The sequence below is a fragment of the Azospirillum sp. NS33 genome (assembly GCF_059703765.1).
On record NZ_BAAKJB010000011.1, the window covers coordinates 72,386 to 84,542 of the forward strand.

At 72.4% G+C, this 12,157-nt stretch carries 15 protein-coding genes; 2 read left to right on the top strand and 13 right to left on the bottom strand.

Annotated elements, in window-relative coordinates; all coding sequences use genetic code 11:
- Positions 1-42: 42 nt before the first annotated feature.
- On the top strand, positions 43-1,173 hold the full coding sequence (locus tag AC6H2I_RS11885; protein WP_497500848.1) for a cyclic nucleotide-binding domain-containing protein: 1,131 nt from the start codon (positions 43-45) through the stop codon (positions 1,171-1,173).
- On the opposite strand, the gene AC6H2I_RS11890 is transcribed toward AC6H2I_RS11885, so the two are convergent.
- Together AC6H2I_RS11890 and AC6H2I_RS11895 are read right to left on the bottom strand one after the other, a co-directional pair.
- Positions 1,154-2,323: a hypothetical protein gene (locus tag AC6H2I_RS11890; RefSeq protein WP_497500849.1), complete on the bottom strand. Its 1,170-nt coding sequence runs from the start codon at positions 2,321-2,323 to the stop codon at positions 1,154-1,156. The genes AC6H2I_RS11885 and AC6H2I_RS11890 overlap by 20 nt on opposite strands.
- Entirely contained in the window at positions 2,320-3,519 is a 1,200-nt protein-coding gene (locus tag AC6H2I_RS11895; protein WP_497500850.1) for a glycosyltransferase family protein, read from the bottom strand. The genes AC6H2I_RS11890 and AC6H2I_RS11895 overlap by 4 nt, the downstream gene beginning before the upstream one ends.
- A gap of 215 nt (positions 3,520-3,734) precedes the next feature.
- Between AC6H2I_RS11895 and AC6H2I_RS11900 the strand changes: the two genes are divergently transcribed.
- Positions 3,735-4,361 (top strand): DUF6962 family protein, encoded by a 627-nt coding sequence (locus tag AC6H2I_RS11900; RefSeq protein ID WP_497500851.1) that lies wholly within the window; start codon positions 3,735-3,737, stop codon positions 4,359-4,361.
- 16 nt (positions 4,362-4,377) lie between these two features.
- On the opposite strand, the gene AC6H2I_RS11905 is transcribed toward AC6H2I_RS11900, so the two are convergent.
- The 11 genes from AC6H2I_RS11905 to nifB form a co-directional block, all read right to left on the bottom strand.
- Entirely contained in the window at positions 4,378-5,241 is an 864-nt protein-coding gene (locus AC6H2I_RS11905) for an SIR2 family protein (protein ID WP_497500852.1), read from the bottom strand.
- Positions 5,242-5,268: 27 nt separating this feature from the next.
- On the bottom strand, positions 5,269-6,456 hold the full coding sequence (locus tag AC6H2I_RS11910) for a DegT/DnrJ/EryC1/StrS family aminotransferase (protein WP_497500853.1): 1,188 nt from the start codon (positions 6,454-6,456) through the stop codon (positions 5,269-5,271).
- A 3-nt stretch (positions 6,457-6,459) separates the two neighbouring features.
- On the bottom strand, positions 6,460-6,741 hold the full coding sequence (locus AC6H2I_RS11915) for a hypothetical protein (RefSeq protein ID WP_497500854.1): 282 nt from the start codon (positions 6,739-6,741) through the stop codon (positions 6,460-6,462).
- Between the two features lie 5 nt (positions 6,742-6,746).
- Entirely contained in the window at positions 6,747-6,956 is a 210-nt protein-coding gene (gene nifT, locus AC6H2I_RS11920; RefSeq protein ID WP_497500855.1) for a putative nitrogen fixation protein NifT, read from the bottom strand.
- Between the two features lie 31 nt (positions 6,957-6,987).
- Entirely contained in the window at positions 6,988-8,145 is a 1,158-nt protein-coding gene (locus AC6H2I_RS11925) for a cysteine desulfurase family protein (protein ID WP_497500856.1), read from the bottom strand.
- Between the two features lie 7 nt (positions 8,146-8,152).
- Complete coding sequence (locus AC6H2I_RS11930; RefSeq protein WP_497500858.1) at positions 8,153-8,491, bottom strand: nitrogen fixation protein NifZ; 339 nt, start codon at positions 8,489-8,491, stop codon at positions 8,153-8,155.
- 11 nt (positions 8,492-8,502) lie between these two features.
- On the bottom strand, positions 8,503-8,808 hold the full coding sequence (locus AC6H2I_RS11935) for a nitrogen fixation protein NifZ (RefSeq protein ID WP_497500859.1): 306 nt from the start codon (positions 8,806-8,808) through the stop codon (positions 8,503-8,505).
- Between the two features lie 4 nt (positions 8,809-8,812).
- Positions 8,813-9,610 (bottom strand): 4Fe4S-binding leucine-rich repeat protein, encoded by a 798-nt coding sequence (locus tag AC6H2I_RS11940; protein ID WP_497500860.1) that lies wholly within the window; start codon positions 9,608-9,610, stop codon positions 8,813-8,815.
- Entirely contained in the window at positions 9,607-10,122 is a 516-nt protein-coding gene (locus AC6H2I_RS11945; protein ID WP_497500861.1) for a hypothetical protein, read from the bottom strand. The genes AC6H2I_RS11940 and AC6H2I_RS11945 overlap by 4 nt, the downstream gene beginning before the upstream one ends.
- 122 nt (positions 10,123-10,244) lie before the next feature.
- Positions 10,245-10,436 (bottom strand): 4Fe-4S dicluster domain-containing protein, encoded by a 192-nt coding sequence (locus tag AC6H2I_RS11950; RefSeq protein WP_497500862.1) that lies wholly within the window; start codon positions 10,434-10,436, stop codon positions 10,245-10,247.
- A 67-nt stretch (positions 10,437-10,503) separates the two neighbouring features.
- The gene (nifB, locus tag AC6H2I_RS11955) at positions 10,504-12,060 is read right to left on the bottom strand and encodes a nitrogenase cofactor biosynthesis protein NifB (RefSeq protein WP_497500863.1); all 1,557 of its coding nucleotides are present in this window, start codon (positions 12,058-12,060) and stop codon (positions 10,504-10,506) included.
- Between the last annotated feature and the right edge of the window lie 97 nt (positions 12,061-12,157).

A 12,157-nucleotide genomic window follows, 5' to 3' on the forward strand; every position in this document is an offset into this window, starting at 1 on the left:
CGGGTCCCCCGCCGTGCCGCGCGTCCAGGAAAGACAGCCTCGATGACCGATTCCGCCTCCGTTGCGCCAGCGCTTCCCGATCCACCGGCCGCCGCACGGTTCAGCGCACTGAAGATCCTCTCCCCCGAAACCCGCGACGCCATCGAGCGGGTCGGCGAACCGGTGACGGTGCCCGCCGGCACGGTGATCGTCGCCGAGGGTGAGCGGACGAACAACCTGTTCATCGTCGAGGAGGGGGAGGTCGTCGGCATCCGCTCCGGCGGCGAAGGGGACGAGGAATGGCCGGTGCTCCAGCTCGGCCGCGGCGACATCGTCGGCGAGCACGCCTTCATGGACGGCGGGCCGCAACAGCTGACGGCGCGGGCGGTCACCGACGGCCGGCTCCTCAAGATCTCCCCGTTCGACCTGCTCGAACTGGAGGGCGGCGACCATTTCTACGACAACCTGCGGGCCAGCGTCGGCATCGCCGTCGTCCAGCGCCTGCGGGTCGGCACCGACGTCTACGTGTCGACACTCCGCCACCAGCTCGACGCGGTCACCACGCGCCAGCAGTTCGGCCGATTCTTCCTCTACATCCTGGTCTTGTGCTCGCTCGGCATGCTGGTCAGCAACGTGGTGGCGACGCGGGTGCTGGACATCGACATCTACACCCAGGGCTTCGCCTGGGCCTATCTGCTGATCCTCCTGGTCCCCAGCTTCGTGACGGTCTGGCTGCTGCGCATCCCGCTGACCCAGATGGGCCTGAGCCGGCACAACCTCGGGGTGTCGTTGCGGGAAGGGGCGGCGGTGTCGGCCGTGCTGGTCGTGCTGACCGTGTTGTTCTACGTGGCCTCCAACGCCTCCGAGGCGCTGCCCGACCGCCACATCTCGTTCGATCCCTACGGCGTGGTGCCCTACTTCGCCCATTCCTTCCTGCAGGAGCTGGTGGCCCGCGGCTTCATGCTCACCGCGTTCCAGCGGTTCCTGGACGACCGCACCGGCATCCTGACGGTGCTGGTCAGCGGCTTCATGTTCGGCGTCTTCCACATCCATTTCGGGCTGGCGGCGGTCGTGCTGACCATCATCAGCAGCATCGCCTTCGGCGCCTTCTACCTGCGCCATCAGAACCTGGCGGGCGTCACCATGGTGCATTTCATGGCCGGTGCCTGCGCCTTCACCATCGGGCTGCTGTGACCTCCGGCGCGGGCGTCACGTCCAGGGCTGCGGCGAGGCGCCGGCAGGCGGCCGGCCAGTCGAAGTCGCGCCGCGCCGCCACCGGCGGCTCCGGCTCGTGGGCCATGGTGTGCAGCAGGGCCGCCGCCGCCTCCCCGCTGGTGCGGAAGAAATGGGTGTTCGGGTAGCGGCGGAACGGCTCGTTGGCCGGGCAGTCCGGGAGGATCACATGGCGGCCGGCGACCAGGGCGTCGGCCGTCGTGGTGCACAGCACCTCGCTGCGCGACGGGTTGAGGAACACCCGGTAGGCCGCGAGCCGCTCCCAAGGGGCCGCCGAAGGGCCCAGGAAGCGCAGCGGCGCCCCGCACTCGGCCGCCTGCGCCCGGATCGCCGCGGCGTCGGGGCCGCCGCCCAGCACGTCGATGGGCACCCCGGTGCGCCGCGCGACCTCGATCACCTCGGCCAGCCCCTTGTCCCAGATCTGCCGGCCGATGAAGTAGGCGCCGCCGGCGCCCGGCCGCACCGGCGGCACGGCGGCGTACGCCGCCAGCACGCCCGACACCGGGCCCTCCACCGCGGGGTGGTCCGCGACCACCCCGGCCACCGCCGGCGACAGGGCCGCCACGGCGTCGGTGTGGCGGCGCACCAGACGGCGGTGGACGCAGGTCGCCAGCGGGCCGAGCCAGCGCAGCCCCCGCGGCATGCGGGTGCGAAGGTAGTGCTCGTAGTTGGTCATCACCACCCCGACCACACGCTGCGCGGCCACCCGGCGGCGCGGGCTGGTGGCAAGGCACCAGGCGATGTGCTCGGGCTCGCACAGCAGCACGGCGCGGGCCGGCGGGGCGGCGGCGAAGACGTCCTCCAGGGGGATCGCGCTGCGCAGCAGGGACGAGCCGTGGGCGCGGTAGTGGCCGATATGGGGCAGGGGCGGGTGGCCGAGCCGGCGCACCTCGTCCTGCAGCCAGGCGGCGTGGGCGGCGGGGGTGGCGAAGTGCGGGGCATCCCAGAACAGGGCCTGGTGGCGCGGCGGCAGCCAGGGGACGATGTAGGCCACGCGCAGCCCCAGCGCGGCCAGGCCGCAGGCCTGCCACAAGGAGAGGTAGGCCGGCCCGGTGTGCCAGGGCGGCGGGGCCGAGGTGATGGCGACGACGTCCCAGACGGGCGCTGTCACGCGTCCACCGCCTGGCGGTGGCGCCGCGCCTTGGCGCGGGACGCCAGGATGGTGCGGATGATCGCCGGGATCTGGCGGGCCGCGCGATTGGCGCCGGTGGCCGTGCCACGGCCGGGGGTCCCGGTCGCCAGCAGGCGGTCGAGGGCGGCCACGAAGCGGCGCGGCGTCGTGAAGCTGTCGCCGGCCCTGGAGCCGGCGATCCAGGACAGCACCGCGCGCTCCTGCGGCAGGGCGTGGCGGCGGTCCACCAGCAGCGGCAGGCGCAGGGCCACCGCCTCGCTCACCGACGCCGGGCCGGTCTTGCCGACGAACAGGTCGCTCAACGCCATGTAGCGGTGCACCTCCCGGGTGTAGCCCAGCACGAGGTGGCGGTAGGGCAGGGCGGCGTTCCGCAGGGCCTCGGCCAGCGCGCCGTTGCGCCCGCACAGGAACAGGACCTGGACGTCGGGGCGCCGGTCCTCCGGCGTGTCGCGCAGGGCCTCGGCCAGCTCCAGCATGCGCCAGCTCCCGTGCCCGCCGTAGAGCATGCAGACCACCGGCCGCGCCGGGTCCAGCCCCAGCGCCCGCCGCGCCGCGGCGACGTCGCCGGCGGGCTCCAGGAAGCCGGGCCGGATCAGCAGCCCGTCGGTGCGGTGCATCCGGTCCGTGGGATGGTTGCGGCGGACCATCTGGCGGTGGCTGGCGTCGGTGCCGCAGACCGCGTGGAAGCGGGTGCCGCGGGGAAACCAGACGTGGCGGCCCATCTCCGCCCAGTCGGTGATGAGGATGGCCAGGGGCGTGGTCCCGTCGCCGTGGGCGGCGAGGCTGTCGGCGATCAGGCCGTTGATCACCGGCAGCACGGAGACCACGAGGTCCGGCCTCTGCCGCTCCCACAGCGCCCGGAAGGCGCGGCGCCCGGGCCGGCCGAGCAGCGCCACGTTGAGCACGGCCAGAAGGTAGAAGCCCAGGCAGAACAGCCCGGTGCGGCCGCGGCGCAGGATCAGGTCGTTGTAGGTCGCCTCCACATTGCGTGGCGTGAAGCGGGCGAACAGGTCGAGATGGGGCAGCACGGTCTGGTAGGCGTTGACCAGGGTGACCCGGATGTCCCGCTCGTCCGCGAGGATCTCGCGCAACGCCTCGGCGGCGGCGCGGTGCCCGCCGCCGGCGTCGGTGTACACGACCACCACATGGGTCCGTTGGCCGACCTGACCGTCCATGAAACGCCGCTCGAATCGCTCGTGCCGGAAAGTCCCGGCGGGGGGGCCAGGATACTCTTCCCACCTCGGTCCGGTATAGCCCGTGTCGACGGCACGCGCCAGGGCGCTTATCGATTGCCGATCCGGGAGCAATCCCTGCCGGGTTGCTCCCAGGCTGCGAATCCTATAGGCGAAGGGATGGACCGTGCATTGTTATCTGTGGGCTTCTTGTCCTTATGACCGATTTGGCACTGTCGGCCCTGACCGACGTCATCCTGGCGTGTGAGCTGTTCTTCCTGGCCGGCCTGGCGATGCGGCCCGGCGTGGCGGCGCGATCGCCGGCCGGGCTGTGGGCGGCGGCGCTGTTCCTCACCGGCCTGGCGACCATGCTGGGCGCCATCGACCACGCCTTTTTCGAGCCGATCGGCCATGCCGGGCACGGGGCCATGATGGTCGCCACCCGGGCCGTCGTGGTGGTCGCCTCCTTCGGCATGCTGCTGGCCACCGCCCGCCAGTTCCTGGGCCCGCGCGGGCGGATGGCCGCCACGGTCCTCGGCGCCGCCGGCATGGTGGCGGTGATCGTCGCGCTGGCCCGGACCGACAATTTCCTGCTGGTGGTCGCGGCCTACTCCGCGGTGCTGCTGCTGACGCTGGTCCTGCACCTGCGGGGACTGCGGCGCGGCGACGGCTCGGCGGTGCTGTGCGCCGGCATCGTGCTGATCATCGCGGCGTCGCTGATGGGGCCGCTGGGCAGCGACGGCGTGCCCGGCCTGGGGCTCTACGCCACCTACCACATCCTGCTGATGCCGGCGTCCCTGGCGCTCTATCTCGGTGGCCGCCGCCTGCGGCCGACGGCGGCCTGACCCGTCCGGGCTCCGCTCAGCCGGCCATCGCCGCGTCGATCCGCGCCAGCGCCTCGGCCAGCGGCAGGTCGATGCGGTGGATGCCGTGCAGGTCGAGGAAACGCGCCTCGTTGCGCGACAGATCGCCCGCGATCACCGCCCAATGGGTGTCGCTGGAGCGCTTGGCGATCTGCCGGGCGAAGGTGCGCTGAACCTCGGCGTCGAAGCGGCAGCCGAGATAGAGGAAGTGGCGGCCGGCCCGGCGGTCCATGACGGTGGCGGGGATCGGCGTCTGGATGTCGATCTCAGTCAGCACCTCGACGAAGTCGCTGTCGGAGATCAGGTAGTTGCCGGCCGGCGAGACGCTGCCCGAGGGCTTGTACACGACGGTGGACCAGGCCGCGGCGGTGGCGGCGTCGGTCTCGGTGCCGTCGGGCGCGTAGTACTTGACCCATTCTCCGGTCGACTGCGGGTGCGACAAGCCCTGCACCTGCCCCCACACCCGGACGGGATCCCCGGCCAGCGCCTTTTCCAGGGCGTCGTCGTACCAGACATCGACCACCAGCGGCAGCGCCGACAGGCCGGCCACCCAGCGGTGCACCGGGGTCACCGGCACGTCGCAGCGGAACACCTCGGTGAGCAGGGTTTCCAGCGTCTTGCGGTGGCGCCGCGTCTCGATGTACTGGGCGACCGCGGTGAGGCTGGAGCGGATGCGGCCGGGCGCCGCCACCTTGGCGTTCAGGCGCTGCACCAGTTCGGCCGAGGTCCGCGGTATCGGGCAGGTGCCCTCGGGCAGGGTGGTGAAGGCGCCCGGCCCCAGATAGGGCACCACCGTGCCCGCCTTCAGTCCGTCGGCGACGGCGCGCAGCGCGGCGTCGGTGGTCAAGAGGGTCTCGCTCATGGCTTGGGCATCCGTCTCGTGGTCGGGTCAGTAGATCGCGGCGCCGGCGCCGGTGTTCACCGTGGCGTCCTTCAGCGTGTCGACGATGAAGTGCACCTGGTCCTCGGTGATCTTGTGGTGCAGCGGCAGGGCGAGCGTGCGGTCGGCCGTCTTCTGGCACACCGGGAAGTCGGCCCGGGCGTGGCCGCGCTCCTGGTAGTGCTGCTGGGTGTAGAGCGGCTGGCCGTAGTCGGAGGCCTCCACGGCGTGGAGGTCGAGATCCTCGATGATCGCCTTGCGGCCGGACGCGGTGAAGCGGGTGCCGAGGTGCACGGTGTAGAGCATGGGATGTACGATCTCCGCCCCCGCCCCCTTGTAGGGCGGCTTGATCCCCTCGAAGGAGGCCATGGCGGCGTCGTACCAGCCGATCACCCGCTGCCGCTTGGCCAGGATCGCGTCGAGTCGCGTGAGCTGCACCAGCCCGAGCGCGGCGTTGAGGTTGCTCATGCCGGCCTGCCACGGCAGGGTGCGGGTGATCACCACCGTGTAGCGGTGCTCCAGCTCGCGCTGGCGCAGGTAGCGCAGCCGGTGGGCCAGCCCGTCGTCGTCGGTGACCACCATGCCGCCGCCCCCGGCCAGCAGCACGCCGGGCTCGGAGAAATCGAAGACCGCGCAGTCGCCGAAGGTGCCGACCCTCCGCCCCTTGTAGGTGGAGCCGATCGCCTCGCTGGAATCCTCGATGAGGATCAGGCCATGGGCGTCGGCGACGGCGCGCAGCTCCTCCCAATGGGCCGGGTGGCCGTTGACGTTGCCGGCCACCAGGGCGCGGGTCGCCTTGGTCACCCGCGACGCCGCCTTGTCCGGGTTGAGCGTGTGCTGCCAATAGTCGATGTCGACCAGCACCGGGGTGGCGCCGCTGAGCGCCACCGCGTGCTGCACCTGGTGCCAGCCGAAGGGCGAGCACAGCACCTCGTCCCCCGGCCCGATGCCGTGGGCGTGCAAGGCCAGCAGCAGCGCCATGGTGCCGCTGGACACGGCGACGGCGTGGGCGCGGCCGACATAGCCGGCGAACGCCGCCTCGAAGGCGCCGGTCATGCGCCCGTCGTTGAGCGACCCGGAGCCCAGCACGCGGGCCAGCACCTCGCCCTCCGCGGCCGAGACGTCGGGATCGACCAGCGGGATGAAGGAGTCGTCGCCGGCGTCCGGCGCGTCGTCCAGGGTGGCTGCGTCCTGCATGGCTCACTCGTCCTCGTCGTGCTGGGCGATCACCAGGCCGCGGGCGGCCTGGGGATCGCCGGTGATGACCCAGCAATGGTTGGTGCCGTCGACGAGGAAGAGGTCGAAGCGCTCGGCCTGGCGGAACGGCTCCTCCGCCATCACCGAGGCGAGGGTGCCGGTGACGGGGATGCCCGGATGGGTCTCCTTCACCGCGTGCACCACCGCGTCGACGCTGTCGCCGGCGGCGAAGCGGCGGTCGGCCAGGGCGACGATGGCGTCCAGGGTGTCCGTCGACAGGGCCATGGCGGTCACTCCGCCCCGACCTTGCGGGCCTCGACGGTGATGGGCAGCCGCGTCTCGGCGGCCAGGTCCGGCAGCTCGAGGGTCCAGCCATTGGCGACCTTGACCCAGCCGCCCCACAGGCCCGGCTTCTCCATCGCGACGATGGCCTCCTCCAGGTCCTTCTTGGCGACGTAGATCGTGAACCCCTCGCCCACCTTGCGCACCATCACCTTCATGCTTCGTCTCCCCGGGAATGAATGGGCTTCGTCACGCCGCCACCCGCGCGTGCAGGGTGCGCAGCTCGGCCAACGCCGCCGCGATCTCGGCCGCCGTGGTGTAGCGGCTCAGCGAAAAGCGCAGCGACGCGGCGGCCTCGAGGGCGGTCAGCCCCATGGCGGTCAGGACGTGGCTGGGTTCGGTGCCGCCCGACGCGCAGGCCGCCCCCATGGACACCTGGATGCCGGCCCGGTCGAGGCGCATCAGCAGCTCCTCGGCGTCGGCCGGGTGGCCGGTCGGCGCGGCGAACCGGATGTTGGCGGTGTTGGGAAGGCGCGGCGCCCCGGCGCCGTTGACCCGGCTGCCCGGGCAACCGGCCAGCACGCCCTGCTCGAGGCGGTCGCGCAGCGCCGCCATCTCCGCGGCGGCCCCCGTGGCCACCGCCTGGGCGGCGAGGCGCGCGGCGACGCCGAAGCCGACGATCGCCGGAACGTTCTCGGTGCCGCCGCGGCGGCGGCGTTCCTGGTGGCCGTGGATCAGCGGCGCCAGCGGCGTGCCCTTGCGCACCACCAGGGCGGCCACGCCCTTGGGCCCGTGCATCTTGTGCCCCGACAGGGTCAGCAGGTCGGCCGGGACGGCGGCGAGGTCGACCGCGACCCGCCCCGCCGCCTGCACGGCGTCGCTGTGGAACAGGGCGCCCCGGGCGTGGGCGGCGGCGGCGGCGGCGGCGACCGGCTGCAGCACGCCGGTCTCGTTGTTGGCCCATTGCAGGGACACCAGCGCGGTGGCGTCGTCGACCGCGGCCTCCACGTCGGCGGCGGCGACCCGCCCGGCGGCGTCGACCGGCAGGATGGTGACCCGCCAGCCCTCGCGGTCCAGGTCACCCGCCAGCAGCAGGGTCGAGGGATGCTCCACCGCGGACGTGACGAGGTGGCGGCGGTCCGGGCGGGCGTCGGCGACCGCGCGCAGGACCCCGCGGATGGCGAGATGGTTGGCCTCCGTGGCGGTGGACGTGAAGACCACCTCCGCCGGCCTGGCCCCGACCAGGTCCGCCACCGCGCCGCGTGCCGCGCCGACCGCGTGGCGTGCCTCCATGCCGGCGGCGTGCGGGCTCGACGGGTTGGCGAAGCGCACGCCGAGGTAGGGCAGCAGGGCGGCCAGCGCCTCCGGCGCCGGGGTCGCGGTGGCGTTGTTGTCGAGGTAGATCATCGCCGGCTCACCCCATCACGCCGGGCCGCGGGCGCAGGGTGGCGCCCTGCGGCGTCAACTCCTCCTCGAAGCAGCCGACGACCAGGCCGGCCGGGAACTCGACGAGGTAGACGAACTCCGCCGAATCCTCGGCCCGGCCGACCCGCGCCACCACGCCGGGGGTGCCCGCCGGCACCAGCAGTGCGCCGTCGTCGGCGTGGGGATGGCTGCCGTCGTTGAACAGGTCCTCGGCGGCGGCGACCCGCATGCCCCAGTCGTAGACGGGCTCGCTGGGCGGAACGAAGGCGGGCTCGGCCGGGGCGGCATGGGAAACAGGGGCGGGAGCGGGGGTGTCGTGCTCGGGCATGGCGGGCTCCTTCAGCGCTGAGGGTCGTTGCAATGGGCGTCGACAAGCGCCAGCTCCCTGGCGCGCATGCCGACGACCATCCGGCGCTCGTAAAAATCGATCGCGTATATGTAATACAGCTGCAGATACGTGCCGACGGAGCGCACATAGCCGACGTCGCCGGTGTCGATCAGCACCTCGCCGACCGGGCGCGACGGGTAGGTCCCGTCGTTGCGCACGTCGCGCAGGCAGCGGACCTTCTGGCCGATCTCGAAGACCGGCGGGTGGACCAGCTCGACCACGTCGTCGGAATGGCGGGCGGAGTTGCGCAGGGCCATGGCATCACCTCATGGGGTCCGGGGCGGGCGGGGCGGGGCTCTCGGCGGCGACGGCGGGGAGGACGCCGGCCCGGCGGTCGCGGGCGGCGTCGCGCACCTCCTCGACCGGGTCGTCGGCCAGCGCGCCCAGCTCGTCCGGGGGAAGGCGGCTGGCGACGACCAGACGCACGCACCAGTCGGCGTCACCGGCCAGCGCCGCCAGCTTGTCGGCGGGCAGGCGCTGGGCGACCAGCAGGCGCACCCGCGGGCTGGCGTCCCAGGCCATGCTCATCAGCCAATCCATGCCGATGCGCCGGGCGACCTCCAGCCGCACCTCGGCGTCATCGTCGTGCATCATCGCCGGCAGCATGCCCGCCGGGGCGCGGCGGGCGACGCGCAGCCGCACCGCGTAGTCGAAATCCTGCATCATCGGCGCGAGGTCGGCGTCCTCCAGGCGCGAGGCGACGGCGATCCGCACCTCGCGCTCCGGATCGGTGCGCATTTTCAGGAGCAGGCGGCGGGGCAGGCGGCGCGCGACCGAGGTGCGCACGGTCTCGTCCGGGTCCTCCATCAGGCGCGGCAGCGAGAAGATGGGGGCGCAGCGCACGGCGATGGCGCGCACCTCGAAGTAGGGATGGTCCAGGTGGTCGACGGCCAGCTCGGGGTTGCGCTCGAAGAAGCGCTGCACCCGCTTGGCGTAGCGGTCGTTGACGCAGGCACGCAGGCGTTCGCAGCCGCCGGTCTGCAGGAGCGCGGCGTGGGCGCAGCTGCGGCAGTCCACCGGCCGCCCCAACCAGTCGTAGGCACCGTCAATGTCGGTCATGAGACGTCCTCCGGGGCCATCGCCCCATCGACGACGGCGATCAGCCGGCGTGCGCCCATGCGGTCGTCGGGGTCGAGGGCGGCGACCGCCTCCAGCGCCTCCCGCCCCTCGTCGAGCCGGCCGAGGCGCAGCAGCAGATAGCCCACCGCGGTCAGCGCGAAGAGGAAGAAGCGGGGGGCGGGGTCGAGGCCGCGGAAATCGGCGGTGGCGGGCGTGACCGTCCGCCAGTCCGGGTCGTTGACGCCGAGCCCGGTCAGGGCGTGCCCGACCATCCGCCAGCCGTAGGCGAGGGCGGGGTCCAGGTCGGCCTTGTAGAAGTGGAACTTGTAATGGCCGAGGTCGACCAGGCGGTGGCCGGGGGCGGCGGCGGCCGCCGCCGCGAGGTGGGCCGCGGCCGTCGCGGTGTCGGCGTAGCTCGCGGCGGCCAGGTGCAGACGCCGCTCCGCCTCCGCCGGCAGGTCGCCACCGTAGTAGCGCCGCTCCAGCCACGTCTCATCCATTTCCGCCAGCATGGATGCGTCTCCTCGGATGGGGCCCCTCCCGGGGAGCCGGGAGGGGCGGGCACGGGCGCGCGCCGGGCGGGGAAGGGAGGTGCGCGCCCGTGCCGTCGCGGGCCGCCCGGCGGCTGGGCCGGTCAGGCGGGGACGCAGCAGTCGGCCGGGCACACCGAGGCGCATTGCGGGCTGTCGAACTGGCCCTCGCACTCCGTGCACTTGGCGGGGTCGATGATGTAGGTGCCCTTCTTGAAGCTGATGGCGATGTTCGGGCACTCGGCCTCGCAGGCGCCACAGACGGTGCATTCGGCGGCCTTGATCTTGTAAGCCATGTCACGGATCTCCTTGGGTTGGCGGGACGGACGGCGAGGGTCCGTCGAGGGGATGGGGCAGGGGCGCTCAGGCGCGCAGGGCCACGTTCAGCGGCGACTGGCGGATGAAGGCGTCGCGCCCGGTGCGGGCGGTCGCCGTACCCTGGGCCAGGCGGGCGACGTGGTCCTTGAAGTACGTCAACGCCGACTCCTCGATGTATTCGAAGGCGAAGGCGTCCACCGGGTCGATGCCGGCGGCGATCAGCTTGTCCTTGGGGCAGCCGCCGATCTTGGCGACGAAGACCGCGGTGCAGTCGGTGATGGCCGACAGCACGACGTCCAGCGCGTCGTCGTCGCCCTCGCCGCCCTGGCAGTACTCGTCGACCCGGCGGTGCCCGACGAACTTGGCGCCGCGCACGCCGACCTCGTAGATCTGGAACTCCTTGGCGTGGCCGAAGTGCTCGTTGATGCGCTCGCCGCCCTTGGTGGCGACCGCGATCAGGATCGGCGGCGTCTCCTCGGCCACCGTCTCGGCCACGTCGGCCTGGGCCGCGGCCTTGGCGGCGTGGCGGGTGGCCCGCTCCGCCTCCACGTGCTCGCGGTAGGCGCGCCGCGTGCTGTCGTCGGTGGAGATCGCCATGGTCTCGACCTTCTCCGCGGTGAACTCCTCGCCGCGGTCCTCGCCCAGCAGGCCCACGGCGTCGGCGCGGCACTGGCGGCAGTGCCGCATCAGCTTCATGTCGCCTTCGCACTGGTCCTGCAGGGTCTTCAGCTCCTGCGCCGTCGGCCCGCGCTGGCCGGTCAGCCCGAAATGCGTGCCGTGCGCGGGGTCGGAGATCAGCGGCATGATGTTGTGCAGGAAGGCGCCCCGCGCCTTGACCGCCTTGTTCACCGCGACCAGGTGCTCGTCGTTGACCCCGGGGATCATCACCGAGTTGACCTTCACCAGGATGCCCGCCGAGGTGAGCATCTCCAGGCCCTGCATCTGCCGCTCGTGCAGGATCTTGGCGGCGTCGCGGCCGGTCCAGCGCTTGTGGTCGTAGAAGATCCAGGGGTAGATCCGCTCGCCGACCTCGGGGTCCACCATGTTGATGGTGATCGTCACGTGGTCGACGTTCAGGGTCTTGATGCGGTCGACGTGGTCGGGCAGGGCCAGGCCGTTGGTCGACAGGCAGAGCTTGAGGTCCGGGGCCTTGGCGGCGATCAGGTCGAAGGTGCGGAAGGTGTTGGCGCCCTTGGCGGCCAGGCTGTCGCCGGGGCCGGCGATGCCGATCACCGAGAGCTGCGGGATCTCCTGGGCCACCGCCAGCACCTTCTTGGCGGCCTGTTCCGGCGTCAGCTTCTCCGAGACGACGCCGGGGCGGCTCTCGTTCGAGCAATCGTATTTGCGGTTGCAGTAGTTGCACTGGATGTTGCACGCCGGTGCCACCGCCACATGCATGCGCGCGAAGTAATGGTGCGCCTCCTCGCTGTAGCAGGGGTGGTTCTTGACCTTGTCCCACACCGCCGCCGGCATGTCCGCCGGGCCGTCCGACGACCCGCAGGCCGACGAGGAGCAGCCCGACGCCGCGGCGACCGGGGTCTCGTTGGAGGTCTTGAGCTCACCCAGGCCGAGGATGCTGTCGAGCGCGATCACGTTGCCCATCACCCACTCCTTCTGCCGTGCCCGGTTGCGGGCCATCGTCGGATTGGCAGGGGATCAGCAAGATGCGGGCCAGAGGGGAACGTCGTGCAATGTCAAA

Coding starts and splice junctions, on each gene's coding strand:
- nifT (WP_497500855.1), bottom strand. CDS start 6,956: ATGAAGGTGATGGTGCGCAAGGTGGGCGAGGGGTTCACGATCTACGTC.
- AC6H2I_RS11885 (WP_497500848.1), top strand. CDS start 43: ATGACCGATTCCGCCTCCGTTGCGCCAGCGCTTCCCGATCCACCGGCC.
- AC6H2I_RS11900 (WP_497500851.1), top strand. CDS start 3,735: ATGACCGATTTGGCACTGTCGGCCCTGACCGACGTCATCCTGGCGTGT.
- AC6H2I_RS11930 (WP_497500858.1), bottom strand. CDS start 8,491: ATGCCCGAGCACGACACCCCCGCTCCCGCCCCTGTTTCCCATGCCGCC.
- AC6H2I_RS11945 (WP_497500861.1), bottom strand. CDS start 10,122: ATGCTGGCGGAAATGGATGAGACGTGGCTGGAGCGGCGCTACTACGGT.
- nifB (WP_497500863.1), bottom strand. CDS start 12,060: ATGGGCAACGTGATCGCGCTCGACAGCATCCTCGGCCTGGGTGAGCTC.
- AC6H2I_RS11915 (WP_497500854.1), bottom strand. CDS start 6,741: ATGGCCCTGTCGACGGACACCCTGGACGCCATCGTCGCCCTGGCCGAC.
- AC6H2I_RS11925 (WP_497500856.1), bottom strand. CDS start 8,145: ATGATCTACCTCGACAACAACGCCACCGCGACCCCGGCGCCGGAGGCG.
- AC6H2I_RS11905 (WP_497500852.1), bottom strand. CDS start 5,241: ATGAGCGAGACCCTCTTGACCACCGACGCCGCGCTGCGCGCCGTCGCC.
- AC6H2I_RS11940 (WP_497500860.1), bottom strand. CDS start 9,610: ATGACCGACATTGACGGTGCCTACGACTGGTTGGGGCGGCCGGTGGAC.
- AC6H2I_RS11935 (WP_497500859.1), bottom strand. CDS start 8,808: ATGGCCCTGCGCAACTCCGCCCGCCATTCCGACGACGTGGTCGAGCTG.
- AC6H2I_RS11950 (WP_497500862.1), bottom strand. CDS start 10,436: ATGGCTTACAAGATCAAGGCCGCCGAATGCACCGTCTGTGGCGCCTGC.
- AC6H2I_RS11910 (WP_497500853.1), bottom strand. CDS start 6,456: ATGCAGGACGCAGCCACCCTGGACGACGCGCCGGACGCCGGCGACGAC.
- AC6H2I_RS11895 (WP_497500850.1), bottom strand. CDS start 3,519: ATGGACGGTCAGGTCGGCCAACGGACCCATGTGGTGGTCGTGTACACC.